The following is a 16476-nucleotide window of genomic DNA, read 5'->3' on the forward strand; positions in this document are numbered from 1 at the left end:
CGCATCGAGTCCATTGACCCGATGCGTTATTTTTGTAATCTATTAAATTTAAGAATAGATAAGTTCTTTTGTATGGTACTTAGTCGCTGAACTTCTTGTGAAATGGAACGGATATTACAATTGAATAACGACACTTCTTATAATACATCTTATGTTAGCTAGTTCTTTATACAAGATACATGATGAATTGGATAACAACCTTTGATAACTTGATGGCTATGTCCAATGATCCCTTCTTCTCTCTTGGTTTATTATTGAAACGGAAACAAAAATCCTGTACACTATTGCTGATGCACCAACGGGTGGGAGGACAGACCATGAACAAAGAAGAACAGCTCAGAATGAGTATCAGGGACTTATTTAACAAGGGGGCTTGGCTTAATAAGTTTAAGATGGAAGAACGTCTTAAGGGTTATAAGCCTTCTGAAGTACATTGTATTGAATCCATTGGAAAAAATGTAGATCCCAACGTGACAAAACTTGCGGAGTCCCTTTATATGACTAGAGGTGCCATAAGTAAATTAACTAAGAAGCTTATAAAAAAAGGCCTTATTGAAAGCTACCAGAAGCCGGATAACAAGAAAGAAATCTATTTTAAGCTTACTGAAAAAGGGAAAGTAATTTATAAAACCCATGAGGAACTGCACAAAGAGTTTCAAGAGCGGGATAAAGTCGTATTTGAGCAAGTAACCGAGGAACAATTTGACATTATGCTTAGCTTCGTAGAAAAGTATAGTAAGCATTTGAATGCAGAAATAAAGAAACAGGGTATAGATATTAATTAAGTCGTAATAAATTTGAATAATGAAACCATAGGCAGCCCAACTCTATTGAGAACGGGCTGCCTTTTTATTGATGTGATTTTGTTGACAAGGAAACAAAGACATGATAAAGTGTTTTTTTGTTTCCGAAGAAACAAAAACGCAACTTCTGAGAGGAGAATAAAATGGCAGACAAAGTAAAAGAACCGGGATTACCAAAAGAAATCCTCACAGCTGCTTGGGCTATTGCACTTGCAGCAATTGCTCCAATGCTTGACTCAACTATGGTGAACATCGCCATTGACAAACTAAATAAGGATTTCAACACGCCATTAGATACCATTCAATGGTCCATTACAGGTTATGTTTTGGCCCTTGCAATTGCAGGTCCAGTATCTGGCTGGCTTATGAACAAATTTAACGGAAAGAAAATCTTCATCGGTGCAGTTATTGCCTTTGGTGTAACTTCTGTTCTTGCTGGAATCAGTTGGAATATTTCTAGCTTCGTCTTCTTCCGTTTGCTTCAAGGATTTAGCGCTGGGATTATTACCCCGATTATGTCAACACTCTTGGTTAAAACAGCAGGTCCAGAAAATCTAGGGAAAGTTATAGCAATCGTCAGCACACCTATGATCCTCGGACCAATCTTAGGCCCTGTAATCGGGGGCTTCATCGTTCAAGTTGCATCATGGCACTGGATTTTCTTCATCAATGTGTTCATCGTTTTGATTGCTGTACCATTTATGATGAAAACTATTCCAGACTTTAAACCATTCAACAAAGATAGTAAACTCGATGTTTTTGGGGTTATCAATTTGTCCTTAATGAGTGCGACAGTAATTTACGGAATTACGAAAGCAGCGCGCCATGCATCATTTAATAATAGCGAAACAATCCTATGGATGGGCATTGGCCTTTCTTTAGCCGTAATTTACTTCATATATAATCGAATCAGAAAGAATCAAACCGTTCTTCCAATGAATTTGTTTGCACACAAGAGCTTCACAGCATCAAGCATCGGTTTGTTATTGGCCAATATCGCTATTCTAGGACCAATGTTAATACTTCCATTGTTCTTCCAAAACTTCCGTCATTTCACGGCAATCGAAGCAGCGCTTGCGTTAATCCCTCAAGGAGTGGGGATGCTTGTTACTCGACCATTGATTGGAAAAATGATTGATAAGATCGGTGCGAAATACGTGGTTATGGTCAGCCTTGTTCTTTCACTTATCGGATCTATTCCACTTATCTTTATCACCGATAAAACAAGTATGATTTGGATTTCCATCGTATTGTTCATCCGTGGTACCAGTATCGGAGGTATTAATCTTCCATTGACGAGTGACGCTTATACAGGACTTGACAGCAAACAACTTCCAGAAGCAAGTATCGGTATTAATATTATTGAAAACCTTGGGTCAAGCTTTGGTTCAGCTGTTATCGCAACCGTTGTCGCAAATGCCGTACAAGGATTGCAACCAACGATTGCTAATGGTTTAAAAGGTTACCATGCCGGATTCTTAGTATCCGCCATTGTCCTTGCGGTAATCTTCATCCCAAGTCTATTCCTTACACATAAACAGAGTGCATAATAAAGAACCTGCGCTTGAACATTCGAGCGCAGGTTTCTTTTTGAATCAATTTTCATGCGACCTTCACTCTATCCATCAGCCTATTCAACCTGTCCATCAAAGTATATATAAATGAAAAGAAAAAGAAATAAATGGCACGTTAAAGCAAGCAAAACGTATATAGAGGTAAGTTCAGAAAGTTAATCATAATTAAGGAGAGCATCATTTATGAGTAATTTCTTGTTATATATGACCACTTATCTCGCTGTATTTGCATGTGCAGTACCTCTTGTTGAAAAATTCTCATTTTAGGTTAAATTCCTGATTTTTCTTGTTTCTATATTTATAGCAGATATGATTGTAAGGCTCATAAAGAAGATATGGAAGGCCTTTTAGAAAAGGGAGAGGAGACTTAATTCTAATATCTTCAGAGTGTATTAGTTCAAATGTTTTTGTATTGAGCTTATCTAAAGTCATTTTTTCATTTTCAGAGTAAAGAAAGAGAGCCATATTACCCCATTGATCTAACTTTCTATAAAGAAACTTTCTTCTCTCCATGTTTTTTCTCCTGTGACAGGCTTCTCCATAATGACACCTAAATAAAGTTCTCTCTCATTGCGGAAATATATAAATTCTTCTTGAGTCATAACTTATCATCCTCAAACTTCCTTAGAATTTAGGTCTATATGTTACCATAAGATATAAAGATTGGGTTGTCTTACAAATGACATTTATAGCTGTTTTAGAGAAGAATAAAAGAGGATTTTAAATATGCGAAATGTTAAAGTTTCCAATGAGTCAGTTCAACAAATTACGAGTAATTAGTGGTTTACTGTTATTAGGCTCCACCTTTGTTAGTGAAACAAGATTGCGAAGGACTATAGATTTAGAGTGACCTATCCACTAATCGGGAAAACTATCCTAATAAAGGCAGAAAATACAACACAGAAAAAGGTGAATAACAATGAGTAACAATAAAAAACATGTATTATTTATAGGGGCAGGGCGCATGGCCCAAGCCTTAATTAAAGGAATAAACAAAAATGAATTCTCCATTCTTGTCGGCAACAATGGAAATGAAGATCGGCTACGTGAGGTAAAAGAAACCTTTGAGGTGGAAACTACTAATCACTGGTCACAAGAGATACACAAGATGGATATCATTATTCTTGCCATGCCGCCTGAGTCTCATGACGACATTCTCGCAAAATTATCTAAAGACATTAGTGGACAATTAGTCATTACGGTAGCCGCCGGAATAGGTCCAACTTACCTCGAGTCCAGACTTCCTAAAGGGACACCTGTATCTTGGGTTATGCCTAATACAGCAGCCAAATTATGTAAGTCAATGACTTTGTATGCACTCGGTCAAAATGTAAATCAAGAACAACAGGGCTGGATTGAGGCATTAATTTACGATATTGGTGAATTTGAAAAAGTGACAGAGCAACAAATTCATGAGCTAACTGCTGTAACTGGAAGTGCTCCAGCATTTATCTATCGGGTAGCAGAAGCACTTGAAAAAATAACATTAGAGTCAGGTGTCAATAAAGACCAAGCAAGAAAGCTAGTAGCCAACATGATTGCTGGTTCTGCAGAAATGCTAAAAACAAATGCGGCCCCTGCTGAACTTGCAGATGAGGTAGCCACTCCTGGCGGTTCAACAGCTGCTGGTTTAGAGATACTAGACACAAACCATTTGGATCGTTTAATGATTGATGCCATTGAAGCATGCCGCCAAAAAGCAATGAGGCAAGAGTAAACAAACATGAAAATACTTCCACCCTGATGGAAGTATTTTTTAATTAAGTAGTCACTAGAATATCGGTTAAATCAGAGGCATTCGACTATTTTGTAGGGACAGTTAATATAAGAACTAAAACTATCAAAAATAATGTTTGCTTTATTATATGACCACCTCAGTGCATAGTGTCCCTTTACTAAGGTTTATTTGTTAAATCTTGTTGTTCAGTTATCCTGCCCTTTAATAGTCCGTAAAAGTATACTTAATGAGAAAGCAAAAGAGTAAAACCTTTGTCAATCAATGGTTTTACTCTTTTTTATTTTTGATAATCAACATAACAAAAAGGTAGATAAAGCATACCGATAAGAATTTTCAAAAATGGAATTTGTAATAGAATGGGAGGTTTTTAGAAGGATACAAAGAAGGGATTAGATGCCCTTTAAAAAAGCTTTCAACATTGGCTACATTATTTTCTTTAGGAGGAGATTATAATGAAAAAGAAATGGTTAGCAGTGATACCTGCGGTTGCGCTTGTGGTTGCGCCCCTACCCTTTCAGACAGTAGCTGCCTCGGATGATGGATCGATTCAAATGTTAGAGTTACCACCTGAGCTTGAACCCATTTTGAATATAGCACCTGAGCACCAGCCTACCTTGCAGCAAGGAAGCGCAGGTATAGAGGTTGAATTCATTCAAGTAACGTTAAACCATTCTGGTTTTGAAACCGTAGTGGATGGACTATTTGGAGCGCAAACAGATGAACAAGTGCGCCAGCTCCAGTCCGAGCATGGATTAGCTGTTGATGGGATTGTTGGTGTGGAGACATGGACCGCCCTGTTTAATGAACACCAATAAGTCATATTTTCAGTAGAAAAAGCGATTTCGTTTGCAGAAGAAGCATTGATAATGACGATCTAGTATTTAGTAATGATGGTGTAATTCATGAGGATTCGGATGGAAATATTTTTTATTTCTTAAGGGCACAAAGTCAAGATTTAATTGATGATGGAGGTAGATATATAAGTACTAAGTTTAAATTACTACACTTATATCTCTTTCAAAGAGCACTTTTATAAGTGAGCTTTTTCATTTCCTATAAATCATTAAAGCCCATGCTAAAATAAAATTAAGAAAGAATGGACTTAAACTAATAGAACAAATGATATTGAAAATGGGAGAGGTAGATAGAAAATGGAAATGAACGACTTTAAAAGAGCGACAATACAAGTACCCGGATCAAGTCTATATTATGAGGTTAATGGAAAAGGTCCTTTCCTCCTTTTGATACACGGAGGAGGTGGTGATGCTGATAAATTTCAACGGATTTCCTCCCAACTTACAGACCATTATACAGTAATTACGTATGACAGGAGAGGACATTCGCGAAGTAAACTCGACAATAGGATTGAGAATTATAGCGTAGAAACACACAGTGACGATGTCCACTGCCTACTAGCTAAACTGACCGATAAGCCGGCTTATGTTTTCGGAAGTAGCTCCGGTGCTGTTATTGCACTTGATTTGTGTATACGCCATCCAGAACAGGTCAGTGTACTAATTCCTCATGAGCCCGTTCTATTGCCACTTTTAGACCACGATGAGCAAGTTCAAGCTAGGGAGTTTATGGAAGCCCTCAAGAAGAACCATAAAAGTGCAGTTGAAAATTTATTATCAAATTCAAAAAAGGACATTAGCAATTCTAAACAGTCAACGGATGTGAAAGCAGAGCGTCTCTTTCATAATTCAACGTATTTTGTTGAGCATGAAATTGAGGGGATTCTTAACTATTCATTAGATATTAGCGCATTAAAGTCCGCATTAAAGGATTCAACGATGAAGCTACTCCCAGCTGGCGGCGTTGATTCACAGAGCTTTTTTGCTTATCATTGTGCTGTTGCATTAGCAAGGTTACTAGGAACAGAGATAGTAGAGTTCCCTGGTGATCATGGTGGTTATAATACCGAATATTATAAGGATTTTGCTGAGAAGTTACACAATGTTTTAAAGAGTATATAACCTATATTTCTACCACAAAGTTTAAACGTGTTCTTCAAAGTGGAGAGCACTTTTTTTAGTAAGGAATAGATTAAATGTGAATGAGTAATTGTAAAATTACAACGTTAAACATACCTTTATAACAATTTTTAAGTTATGTACCTTCAACATACAGGAAACAAAAACCAACCATAAAAGTATTATATAAACGAGAAGAAAAAGCACAAACTCGTTGTTACTCAACGAGTTTGTGCTTTTTTCTTTTCCTATCTCGTTTTTGTCTTCCGTAAAATGGTAAAAAGATATTTACCATAAACTTAAATGCTTTTTAAGTAAACAATCACTTAATTTGTGAGAAGTGACATAGTTTAATTTTCTCAAGAAGAATAGTTTTAAAGATAATTTAGATTAAAAAGATTATATTTTTTAAAATAAAAGTATAGACATTTAAAATTAAATGACTATAATAATAAATTGAAAGCGTTTTAAAAAATGACTAAAGGGGTTTAGGAGATATGAAAAAAATTTTATTAGCTTGTAGCTCAGGGATGTCAACTAGTTTATTAGTAACAAAAATGCAAGATTATGCAAAATCAATTGGAGAAGAAGTAGAAATCTGGGCAGTTGGACAAGACCAAGCAAAAAAAGAGATGGAGAGAGCCGATGTTGTATTAATTGGTCCTCAAATGAGCTTTTTAAAAGGTGAGTTTCAAAAAGAGGCACAAAAATATGATATTAAAGTAGATGTAATCGACATGATGGCCTATGGAATGGCTGATGGAAAGAAAGCTTATGAACAGGCATTAAGCTTAATAGGTGATAAATGATGACAAAATTAGAGTTAGATAAGTTGACTGAAGAACAAATTAATTTTCAATTAATCCTTCATAGTGGCACTGCACGGAGCAAAATTATTCAATCCCTACGAGAGTATAGAGAGGGAAATGTTGAAAGTTCTAATAGATTGCTACAAGAAGCAGAAAATGACTTGCAAATAGCACATGATGTACATTTTCAAATGATTAAAAGAGAAGCAAATGGATTAAAGACAGAATTTTCTTTATTGCTTTTACATGGGGAAGATCATTTAATGTCTACCTTAACGATGAAAGAGTTAGTTAGAGAGATGCTTGAACTTTTTAAAGCAAAAAATCTCTAAGTTACTGACAATAGGGGGATCTTTTATGAAGCAGGGTTTCTTTGAAAAATTAAGTAGTTATCTGGTTCCTATAGCTGGAAGGCTAAATAACAACCGTTATTTATCCGTATTACGCGATGCTTTTATGTTATCTTTTCCTCTTACGATTTTTGGTTCAATAGTAGTTGTTCTAATGAACTTACCATTTCTAGATAAGATGATGAGCGAAAGTAGCTTAAATACATTTCGGTCAGCCTTTAATATCGCTCCACAAGCAACGATGAATATTATGACTATTTTTGTAGTCTTTGGTATTGGTTACTATCTGTCGAAAAGTTACAATGTGGAAGCTGTATTCGGTGGAGCAATTGCTTTAGCATCTTTTCTTATTTTAACTCCATTTTTTCTAGAGGTGGAAGGGAAAGAAGCAATTCAAAATGTTATTTCCGTTGACAGGTTAGGAGCTAAAGGTATGTTTCTGGGGATGATTGTTGCCTTTACTTCTACAGAAATATACAGATTCCTTGTACAAAAAGATCTTACGATAAAAATGCCAGCAGGTGTGCCACCTGCTGTAGCTAAATCATTCTCTGCTTTAATTCCAGCTGTTATTACGTTAACTGTTTTTCTCGGAATTAATATCTTAGTAACACAATTATTTAAAACAAATATGCATGATGTAATATACCATTTAGTGCAAGCACCACTAGTAAACTTGGGTAGTGGAATTATTCCAACTTTAATTGCTGTTTTTGCTATACAGTTATTGTGGTTCTTCGGGTTACATGGACAAATTATTATTAACTCTGTAATGGATCCAATCTGGAATACCTTAGCTATTGAAAATTTGAATTCATATACGAAAACGGGGGAAGTTCCGCATATCATCAGTAAACCATTTATGGAAATTTATACGGTTGGTATGGGGGGCACAGGAATGACCCTTGCAGTAGTCATCGCAATCTTGCTTTTTATGAAAAGTAAACAGATGAAGCAAGTCGCAAAGTTAGGGTTAGGTCCAGGTATTTTTAATGTTAATGAACCTATTATTTTTGGACTTCCAATTGTTATGAATCCTCTAATTATTGTGCCATGGGTTTTAGCTCCAATAGTTGCAACACTGGTTTCGTATTTTGCTATGTCTACAGGGATTGTGCCTCCCCCAACTGGTGTTACTGTTCCTTGGACAGTACCTATTTTTATTAATGGTATGATGGCGACTAATTCTTTAGCAGGAGGAATCTTACAACTTGTTAATTTCTTCATTGTATTAGCTATTTGGTTTCCGTTCTTGAGAATTATTGATCGAGTAAATGTTTTAAAAGAAAAAGAAAGCAATAGAGAAAATGAAAGTAAAGAAAAGGAAAAAGATAATAAAGTATCCTAAGGATAAAAAGGAGAAATAGATATGAAAACAGTGGAAGAAATAAGAGAAACTATACAATTTCAATTTCCAAAAGGCTTTTGGTGGGGGTCTTCTGCGTCAGCAACTCAAACAGAAGGGGCAGCTGATAAAGATGGAAAGGGTCAGAATATATGGGACTATTGGTATGAACAAGAACCTAGCCGATTTTTTAATGACGTAGGACCAGGGGATACTTCTCAATTTTATTCCCGTTATAAAGAGGATATTGCCCTCATGAAATACATTGGTCATAATTCTTTTCGTTTATCTATCTCTTGGTCTAGAATGTTTCCAAATGGTGTGGGAGAAGTAAATGCTAAGGCAGTAGAATTCTATAATGATGTTATCAATGAGATGATTGCAAATGAGGTAGAACCATTTGTAAATCTATATCATTTTGATATGCCGATGGCTATGCAAGATATTGGTGGTTGGGCTAATCGTAAGGTTATGGAAGCCTATGTGGAATACGCAAAAACTTGCTTTACTTTATTCGGGGATCGAGTGAAAAAGTGGTTTACCCATAATGAACCAATTGTTCCTGTGGAAGGTGGCTATCTTTATGATTTCCATTATCCAAATGAAGTGGACTTTAGGAAAGCAGTTCAGGTAGGTTACCATACCATTTTATCCAGTGCAAAAGCTATTCAAGTATATAAAGAGCTGAATCTAGATGGCAAGATAGGTATTATTCTTAACCTAACTCCTTCTTACCCAAGAAGTCAACATTCTGCCGATTTGAAAGCTTCTAACATTGCTGATGTCATTTTTAATCGTTCTTTCCTCGACCCATCGGTGAAAGGTGAATTTCCAGATGAGCTTGTCTCTATTCTAAAGGAAGAGGGATTTATGCCAGTCATTGAAAAAGGGGATTTAGATTTAATTAAATCGAATACGGTAGACCTTCTAGGCATTAACTATTATCAACCAAGAAGAGTAAAAGCTAAAGAAAATCTCCCTAATCCAGAAGCTCCGTTCACACCCGAGCGCTACTTTGATAACTATGTAATGACTGGTCGCAAAATGAATCCACATAGGGGATGGGAAATTTATGAAAAAGGAATCTATGATATTTTAATTAATGTTAAGGAAAACTACGGTAACATTGAATGCTTTATCTCTGAAAATGGTATGGGAGTAGAAGGGGAAGAAAGATTTCGCGATAAAGAAGGAGTCATTCAAGATAGTTATCGTATTGAATTTATAAGAGAACATTTAAAATGGGTTCACAAGGCTATTCAAGAGGGATCAAATGTAAAAGGATATCATTTGTGGACATTTATGGATAATTGGTCATGGACAAATGCCTATAAAAACCGATATGGATTTGTTTCAGTGAACCTCGATAAAGATGCTGAACGTACAGTTAAAAAAAGTGGCTATTGGTTTAAAAAGGTCTCCCAGGACAATGGATTTTAAAGAGATGGTTCTACAGACCACTTCTTTAAAAAAGGAGGAAAAGCATGGCTCAGTATGTGGTTATTGATATTGGTGGTACTACTATTAAACATGCTGTTATGAATCATGAAGCAGAATGTTTAAAATCAGGATCTATTACTACCCCAAAGCAGGGAGAAAAACAAATTTTTAATAGCTTACTTGATATCATTAATAGTTATCAAAAGAGTTTTATGATACGAGGGGTTGCGTTAAGTGTCCCTGGTGCAGTTAACCCTGAAAATGGATATGTTTACTTCGCAGGAGCCGTGACTGATTTGACTGGTAGGTACTTAAAAAAGGAATTAAGTACATTACACCTTCCTATTGAATTAGAAAATGATGCAAATTGCGCAACCTTAGCTGAAAAATGGAGAGGAAATGCTACTGAATGCGAGAGTTTTATTTGTATCACAGCTGGTACAGGGATTGGTGGAGGAATCTTTATAAACGGTGATCTTTATAGAGGAAGAAAAGGAATGGCTGGAGAGTTTGGACTAATGTCCTTGTTATTTGATGAACAGTTAGAAACAGCGCTAGATCGTTTTTCATTCAGTAATATGGGTTCTACTAGAGCCTTAGTTGAAGATGTTTCGAATGGTCTCGATCAAAAAGTCAGTGGGGAAGAAATATTCTTACTACAGGACAATATAACAGTTAACGCATCTTTAAATAAGTTTTATAATGCATTTACTTCAGGATGTACCAACATTATACACGCTCTAGCTCCTGAAAAATTGCTTATTGGTGGAGGAATTAGTTCACAACCTGAGTTTATAAACGAAATTAAAAAAAGAATGGAGAAGATAAGGAAGGAAACATTAGATATTACAGAAGTAAGTAGTTGTTATTTTAAAAATGATGCAGGAAAAGTAGGTGCTCTTTACCACTTTTTGAAAAGGCAGAAAATCATATAACTTCAGGTAGGGAAAGAGATTTTTACATGTTCATATTTTTTTATCACTGTGGTAGTTCCTCTAATAGCTTTGTATATATTATTAAATTATTGAAGATTATAATAGAAACTATAAATATTATCATAGAAATAAAGACTATAACATTTAATTTTTTTCAACACTAAAATAAAGTAAAATGGCTTGCTATATATACAGCTATGAATGGAGGAAACAAAATGAGCAAATATGAACAAATTTCAAATGAAATGAGGAAAAGAGTACAAGAGGGTGAATATCCTAGTGATCAACCTATTCCTGATGAAAAATCTCTTTCAAAGGAATTTGATTGCAGTCGTATGACGATGAAGAAAGCTCTTGATATATTAGTTGCTGAAGGATTACTGTACCGCAAGCGTGGTCATGGAACGTTTATTGTAAAGTCGGCTATCCAACATAATCTAGTTAATGTAACAGATAGAGAAAATTTAGGGTTGACGGGTTTATTACAAGATAAAGACATTGAAAGCGAAATTATTCGGTTCAATGTATTATTTCCAACAGAGAAAGTAGCTGAACACCTTTCTATTGACCATAATACACCGGTCTATCACATCATTCGTCTTCGTAATGTAGAAAATGAACCTTTCGTGATAGAAGAAACCTTTATGCCTACAAATATTATTGGAGGGATTAATGAGGAAGTTTTACATTCTTCTATTTATAACCATATAACTCATACGTTGGGATTAACAATAGGGGGATCTCATAGAAAGATAAGGGCGGATAAACCAAATGAATTAGATCAAACTTATTTGGGGTGTGCTACTGATGATCCGGTTCTTGAAGTGGAGCAAGTTGCTTATCTAAATACAGGTATCCCTTTTGAATACTCATTTTCAAGACACCGTTACGATAAATTTGTCTTTACAACAGTTAATATCAGACGATAGAGGACATCTTTATTTTCACCTGGTCATTTTACAAAGGGGGAATCATTATGATTTATGGGGGAATTGAAGCTGGAGGCACAAAATTCATTTGTGCTATTGGTAATGAGGATGGAGAAATTATTGAACAAATTCAAATCCCTACAACTAGCCCGAAAGAAACAATGCAAGAAGTAATCAGCTTCTTTCGGCAATTTACATTAGGCGCTATAGGGATTGGCTCATTTGGACCTTGTGATATTAATCCAAAAAGCGATACTTACGGTTGCATTACCTCTACCCCAAAAAAATTATGGAGAGATTACTCTATATTGGGGGCTCTTAAGGGAGAATTCGAGGTTCCAATTATCTTTAATACTGATGTAAATGTAGCAGCCTTAGCAGAAACAAAATTAGGTGCAGCCAAAGGATTGGATAGTTGTTTATACATTACTGTAGGAACAGGAATCGGTGCGGGTGCAGTAGTAAATGGTCAACTTCTTCAAGGATTATCACATCCTGAAATGGGTCATATTATAGTTCGTCGCCATCCAGATGATGTATATGAGGGGAAATGCCCTTATCATGGAGATTGTCTTGAAGGACTAGCAGCTGGACCTGCTATTGGGGATAGATGGGGAAAAGAAGCAAGTCAATTAGCTAGTAGATTAGACGTATGGGAATTGCAGGCTTTCTATATAGCTCAAGCCTTAATGCATTACATTCTGATCCTTTCCCCTAAAAAAATTATTTTAGGTGGAGGAGTAATGAAGCAAAAACAAGTCTTTTCCCTCATTTATAATAAACTTAGTGAATTATTAAATAGTTACATCGATTTGCCGGAACTCTCTACCTATCCTCACAAATACATTGTCTCGCCTGGATTAGGGGATCGCGCAGGAATTATTGGGGCGTTAATCCTTGCCCAACAGGGTTATCATAAAAAAATTCATTCATAAACACTATTTTAATAATCATTCGTATTCAGAAGAGGTGCTTAGTTATTATGGAACCTATTTTTTTAGAACCCACCTTTCAGGAGAGAATTTGGGGTGGGACCACGTTAAAAGAAACATTTGGGTATAATATTCCCTCTACAAATACAGGGGAATGTTGGGCCATTTCCGCACACGATAATGGACCTTCCATCGTAAAAAGGGGCCCCTATGCAGGTAAAACACTAATCGACCTGTGGAAGGAGCACAGGGAGCTTTTTGGGAATGAGCAAGGAGAGAAATTCCCTCTATTAACAAAAATTTTAGATGCTAATAAGGATCTATCAGTCCAGGTTCACCCGGATGATACTTATGCCCAAAAACATGAACATGGAGAATTAGGTAAAACAGAGTGCTGGTATGTTATAGATTGTAAGAAAAATGCAGAGATTATTTATGGTCATACTGCTCAAACAAAAGAAGAGTTTATTAGAATGATAGAAGATAAAGAATGGAATGGCTTACTCCGTCGTTTGAAAATAAAAGCAGGAGATTTCTTTTATGTTCCTAGTGGTACTATTCATGCATTAGGAGAAGGAACCTTAATCTTAGAGACACAGCAAAGCTCTGATACAACATATCGCGTATATGATTATGATCGTACGGATACAGAGGGGAAGAAACGAGAGTTACATTTAAAAAAAGCTATAGAGGTAGCAACAATCCCCCATGTAGATGCAATTATTAAACCTTCTGTTGAAATGAAAGAAAACGTAATTATTACTACATTCATAAAAGAAAAGTTTTTTTCCATATATAAATGGGACATCAAAGGCAAGACCCAATTTATTATGGATAAGCCATTTATGCTTTGCAGTGTAATAAAGGGAGAAAGCAGGCTTCTCCAAGGTAAAAAGGAATACATCTTGGAGAAAGGAAGCCACTTCTTATTACCTAAACAGATTAATAAGTTTGAAATAGATGGGTCATGTGAGGTAATAGTCTCTCACATATAGAATAGATTGAATATTTTTAATGTTCTGTTAAGTTTAAAATGAGATATTTCATTTTACTTTTTAAAACTAAAAATTCATGAATGTTAGCGTTTACTTATTTTACTTCTTTCCAGTGAACTATGAAAGGAGTGAATGTTTAATATTTTTTATAGAAGAAGAGTTTAAAATAAAAACTTTTACGAGGTGATGAAATGTCAATTATTAAGAAAGTTCCATTAATATTTCTATGTCTCCTAATGTTTGCTACTTCTCTATTTATTTTTAAGCCTGAGGTAAAAGCAGCAACTGGGTTTTATGTAAACGGAAACACTCTGTACGATGCAACAGGTAGCCCGTTTGTTATGAGGGGAATTAACCATGCTCATTCTTGGTTTAAAGATGATTCTTCTACAGCAATCCCTGCTATAGCGAAGACAGGGGCTAATACTATTAGAATCGTCCTATCTGATGGAAGCCAGTATACAAAAGATGATATTAATACAGTAAAAAGTCTTATATCCTTAGCTGAGAAGAATAACCTTATTGCTATTTTAGAGGTGCATGATGCCACAGGAAACGATGCTGTTAGCTCGTTAAACGATGCTGTTAGCTATTGGATTAGTATTAAAGAGGCTCTTATTGGAAAAGAAGATAGGGTCTTAATTAATATTGCCAATGAATGGTATGGTACTTGGGATGGTGCAAGTTGGGCAAGTGGCTATAAACAGGCTATTCCAAAGTTAAGAGATGCTGGACTCAGCCATACATTAATTGTAGATTCCGCAGGTTGGGGACAATATCCAGAGTCTATCCATCAATATGGTAAAGATGTATTTAATGCTGATCCACTAAAAAATACAATGTTTTCTATTCATATGTATGAATATGCTGGGGGGGATGCTTCCACTATTAAATCAAATATTGACGGAGTACTGAATCAGGATCTTGCATTAATTATTGGTGAATTTGGACATAAACATACGAATGGAGATGTTGATGAGGAAACAATTATGAGTTACTCACAGCAGAAGAATGTTGGTTGGTTAGCTTGGTCTTGGAAAGGTAATGGCCCCGAGTGGAGTTATTTAGACTTATCAAATGATTGGGCTGGAGATAATTTAACCTCGTGGGGTAATACAATTGTAAATGGAGCTAATGGTTTAAAAGCTACTTCTAAAATAAGTCCAGTATTTGATGGAGGAGATCATCCTGGTGGTTCAGGTGGAACTGAAAATACTTTGTATAATTTCGAAACCGAAACACAAAGCTGGAGTGGTGGAAATGTAATGGCTGGACCCTGGTCAACGAATGAGTGGGCATCAAAAGACAACTATTCTTTAAAAGCTGATGTTCAATTAAACAATAATTCCCAGCATTATTTATCTTTAACTCAAAACCAAAATTTCAGTGGAAAATCTCAACTAAAGGCAACTGTAAAGCACGCTGATTGGGGAAATCTAGGGAATGGAATTAATGCACAGTTATATGTGAAAACAGGGTCAGATTGGAAATGGTTTGATGGTGAGAGTGTGGAAATTAATTCCTAAAATGGAACTATTTTAACTTTAGATTTATCATCCATCTCCGATTTAAATGACATTAAAGAGATTGGCGTGCAGTTTATGGGCTCTTCGAAAAGCAGTGGTCAAACAGCTGTATACGTTGACAACGTAACAATTCAATAATCATTATGGAAGAAAAGGTTTAAAAGTTTTAATCATTCTATTAGCTAATCTCTGTTGAGTAGGGATTAGCTTTCTTCACTCTCTTAATTATTTTGCTATCTGGTGTGTGGAGCAGCAACTAATGATTCTAACAGGGAATTTACCTACTAATAATTATACTCCTTCAGACGATCTTGTTTTCGAGAGAAAACAAGATTAACACCAATAAGTTTAGTTGTATACTATATGCATTCCTTTCCTAGTTTACATAAAGCATGTTAGAGGAAGTAAGAAAAGCGAAAGCCCGTTCAGTAACAACGAGTTTTCGCTTTTTATTTTCGTTTATATATACTTTTGTGTACATATTGTTTACAAACGATTACTTAAGATATATAAATTTTAAGATTATATGGAGAGAAAATTAAAAATGAGAACTATTATTTCTTTTTTTAACGATTTCATTTTGTTTAAAACTTGCCTAGGCAACGGGATAACTACGTAAAAATGAAAATGAGTGTGCCATCTTTTTGGCAAAACTTAATGGAGGCTCAATAGATTGAATGTGAATATACATAATTATAGGATTAGTAAATAACCAGTGATTATGTAGGGCACTCACAATCAAACCCTGTTGTACAATTGAATACATAAAACGAGGAATCTCTTCTTGTAAAACAGCGATTTCAGCCAAGTTTAACGCATTACCGCTTTGATCTAATGATTCAAATAAGACTTCTGCTGGCATAACAGAACTGCTTTGGCGCCCTTGAACCCACACCTTAAAATTGCGGTGTAATGATACAGAACAACTATCTTGAGTTACTTTACTTTTTCCTTTAAGTATTGTAGCAAATTGTTCACAAATTGAATCAAAATTATCCATATCGTAAGCCTCCCTTTGAACATAAAATTATGTTGTTTGACATTAATTTATGTTCAAAGGAATGTAGTTTTAAGGCATCACAGAATATGTCACCTCTTGGTATGAAGGAATAGTAAATACAGAAGAG

General features: G+C 35.5%; 15 protein-coding genes and 1 pseudogene. 14 read left to right on the top strand and 2 right to left on the bottom strand.

Annotated features, from left to right (window positions below; translation table 11 throughout):
- The first annotated feature begins 317 nt into the window (after nucleotides 1-317).
- Both BM012_RS22415 and BM012_RS22420 read left to right on the top strand, forming a co-directional pair.
- A complete protein-coding gene (locus BM012_RS22415; protein WP_061804958.1) occupies nucleotides 318-785 on the top strand; it encodes a MarR family transcriptional regulator in 468 nt (155 codons plus the stop codon).
- A gap of 161 nt (nucleotides 786-946) precedes the next feature.
- Nucleotides 947-2353, top strand: a complete 1407-nt coding sequence (locus tag BM012_RS22420; RefSeq protein ID WP_061804957.1) for an MDR family MFS transporter — start codon at nucleotides 947-949, stop codon at nucleotides 2351-2353.
- Between the two features lie 503 nt (nucleotides 2354-2856).
- Here BM012_RS22420 and BM012_RS27135 read toward each other — a convergent pair.
- Nucleotides 2857-2979, bottom strand: coding sequence for a hypothetical protein (locus tag BM012_RS27135; RefSeq protein WP_268801484.1), 123 nt, complete (start codon nucleotides 2977-2979; stop codon nucleotides 2857-2859).
- A gap of 317 nt (nucleotides 2980-3296) precedes the next feature.
- Between BM012_RS27135 and proC the strand changes: the two genes are divergently transcribed.
- The 12 genes and pseudogenes from proC (at nucleotide 3297) to BM012_RS22485 (ending at nucleotide 15487) form a co-directional block, all read left to right on the top strand.
- Complete coding sequence (gene proC / locus BM012_RS22430; RefSeq protein WP_061804955.1) at nucleotides 3297-4094, top strand: pyrroline-5-carboxylate reductase; 798 nt, start codon at nucleotides 3297-3299, stop codon at nucleotides 4092-4094.
- Nucleotides 4095-4609: 515 nt separating this feature from the next.
- Entirely contained in the window at nucleotides 4610-4930 is a 321-nt protein-coding gene (locus BM012_RS22435; RefSeq protein ID WP_161939316.1) for a peptidoglycan-binding domain-containing protein, read from the top strand.
- Nucleotides 4931-5272: 342 nt separating this feature from the next.
- Complete coding sequence (locus BM012_RS22440; RefSeq protein WP_061805218.1) at nucleotides 5273-6091, top strand: alpha/beta fold hydrolase; 819 nt, start codon at nucleotides 5273-5275, stop codon at nucleotides 6089-6091.
- A gap of 494 nt (nucleotides 6092-6585) precedes the next feature.
- Complete coding sequence (locus tag BM012_RS22445; RefSeq protein ID WP_061804953.1) at nucleotides 6586-6897, top strand: PTS sugar transporter subunit IIB; 312 nt, start codon at nucleotides 6586-6588, stop codon at nucleotides 6895-6897.
- A complete protein-coding gene (locus BM012_RS22450) occupies nucleotides 6897-7229 on the top strand; it encodes a PTS sugar transporter subunit IIA (protein WP_061804952.1) in 333 nt (110 codons plus the stop codon). Before BM012_RS22445 ends, BM012_RS22450 begins: the two co-directional genes overlap by 1 nt.
- Before the next feature lie 25 nt (nucleotides 7230-7254).
- Entirely contained in the window at nucleotides 7255-8595 is a 1341-nt protein-coding gene (gene celB, locus BM012_RS22455) for a PTS cellobiose transporter subunit IIC (RefSeq protein ID WP_061804951.1), read from the top strand.
- 21 nt (nucleotides 8596-8616) lie between these two features.
- Nucleotides 8617-10032, top strand: coding sequence for a glycoside hydrolase family 1 protein (locus BM012_RS22460; RefSeq protein ID WP_061804950.1), 1416 nt, complete (start codon nucleotides 8617-8619; stop codon nucleotides 10030-10032).
- A gap of 44 nt (nucleotides 10033-10076) precedes the next feature.
- Nucleotides 10077-10967 carry an ROK family protein gene (locus BM012_RS22465; RefSeq protein ID WP_061804949.1) on the top strand — a complete coding sequence of 297 codons (891 nt, stop codon included), beginning with the start codon at nucleotides 10077-10079 and terminating at the stop codon, nucleotides 10965-10967.
- 215 nt (nucleotides 10968-11182) lie between these two features.
- Nucleotides 11183-11896 carry a GntR family transcriptional regulator gene (locus tag BM012_RS22470; RefSeq protein ID WP_061804948.1) on the top strand — a complete coding sequence of 238 codons (714 nt, stop codon included), beginning with the start codon at nucleotides 11183-11185 and terminating at the stop codon, nucleotides 11894-11896.
- A 50-nt stretch (nucleotides 11897-11946) separates the two neighbouring features.
- A complete protein-coding gene (locus tag BM012_RS22475; RefSeq protein WP_153018487.1) occupies nucleotides 11947-12831 on the top strand; it encodes an ROK family protein in 885 nt (294 codons plus the stop codon).
- A gap of 47 nt (nucleotides 12832-12878) precedes the next feature.
- A complete protein-coding gene (gene manA, locus BM012_RS22480; protein WP_061804946.1) occupies nucleotides 12879-13823 on the top strand; it encodes a mannose-6-phosphate isomerase, class I in 945 nt (314 codons plus the stop codon).
- A 236-nt stretch (nucleotides 13824-14059) separates the two neighbouring features.
- Nucleotides 14060-15487, top strand: a pseudogene (locus tag BM012_RS22485) (glycoside hydrolase family 5 protein).
- A 457-nt stretch (nucleotides 15488-15944) separates the two neighbouring features.
- Here BM012_RS22485 and BM012_RS22490 read toward each other — a convergent pair.
- The gene (locus tag BM012_RS22490) at nucleotides 15945-16349 is read right to left on the bottom strand and encodes a DUF1259 domain-containing protein (protein ID WP_061804945.1); all 405 of its coding nucleotides are present in this window, start codon (nucleotides 16347-16349) and stop codon (nucleotides 15945-15947) included.
- Nucleotides 16350-16476 lie beyond the last annotated feature (127 nt).

Source organism: Priestia endophytica DSM 13796 (assembly GCF_900115845.1).
Lineage (GTDB): Bacteria > Bacillota > Bacilli > Bacillales > Bacillaceae_H > Bacillus_I > Bacillus_I endophytica.

What these genes read in the sequence shown, in the direction of transcription:
- BM012_RS22440 (WP_061805218.1), top strand. Translation starts at nt 5,273, where the DNA reads ATGAACGACTTTAAAAGAGCGACAATACAAGTACCCGGATCAAGTCTA.
- BM012_RS22450 (WP_061804952.1), top strand. Translation starts at nt 6,897, where the DNA reads ATGACAAAATTAGAGTTAGATAAGTTGACTGAAGAACAAATTAATTTT.
- celB (WP_061804951.1), top strand. Translation starts at nt 7,255, where the DNA reads ATGAAGCAGGGTTTCTTTGAAAAATTAAGTAGTTATCTGGTTCCTATA.
- BM012_RS22415 (WP_061804958.1), top strand. Translation starts at nt 318, where the DNA reads ATGAACAAAGAAGAACAGCTCAGAATGAGTATCAGGGACTTATTTAAC.
- BM012_RS22460 (WP_061804950.1), top strand. Translation starts at nt 8,617, where the DNA reads ATGAAAACAGTGGAAGAAATAAGAGAAACTATACAATTTCAATTTCCA.
- proC (WP_061804955.1), top strand. Translation starts at nt 3,297, where the DNA reads ATGAGTAACAATAAAAAACATGTATTATTTATAGGGGCAGGGCGCATG.
- BM012_RS22420 (WP_061804957.1), top strand. Translation starts at nt 947, where the DNA reads ATGGCAGACAAAGTAAAAGAACCGGGATTACCAAAAGAAATCCTCACA.
- BM012_RS22465 (WP_061804949.1), top strand. Translation starts at nt 10,077, where the DNA reads ATGGCTCAGTATGTGGTTATTGATATTGGTGGTACTACTATTAAACAT.
- BM012_RS22445 (WP_061804953.1), top strand. Translation starts at nt 6,586, where the DNA reads ATGAAAAAAATTTTATTAGCTTGTAGCTCAGGGATGTCAACTAGTTTA.
- BM012_RS22470 (WP_061804948.1), top strand. Translation starts at nt 11,183, where the DNA reads ATGAGCAAATATGAACAAATTTCAAATGAAATGAGGAAAAGAGTACAA.
- BM012_RS27135 (WP_268801484.1), bottom strand. Translation starts at nt 2,979, where the DNA reads ATGACTCAAGAAGAATTTATATATTTCCGCAATGAGAGAGAACTTTAT.
- manA (WP_061804946.1), top strand. Translation starts at nt 12,879, where the DNA reads ATGGAACCTATTTTTTTAGAACCCACCTTTCAGGAGAGAATTTGGGGT.
- BM012_RS22490 (WP_061804945.1), bottom strand. Translation starts at nt 16,349, where the DNA reads ATGGATAATTTTGATTCAATTTGTGAACAATTTGCTACAATACTTAAA.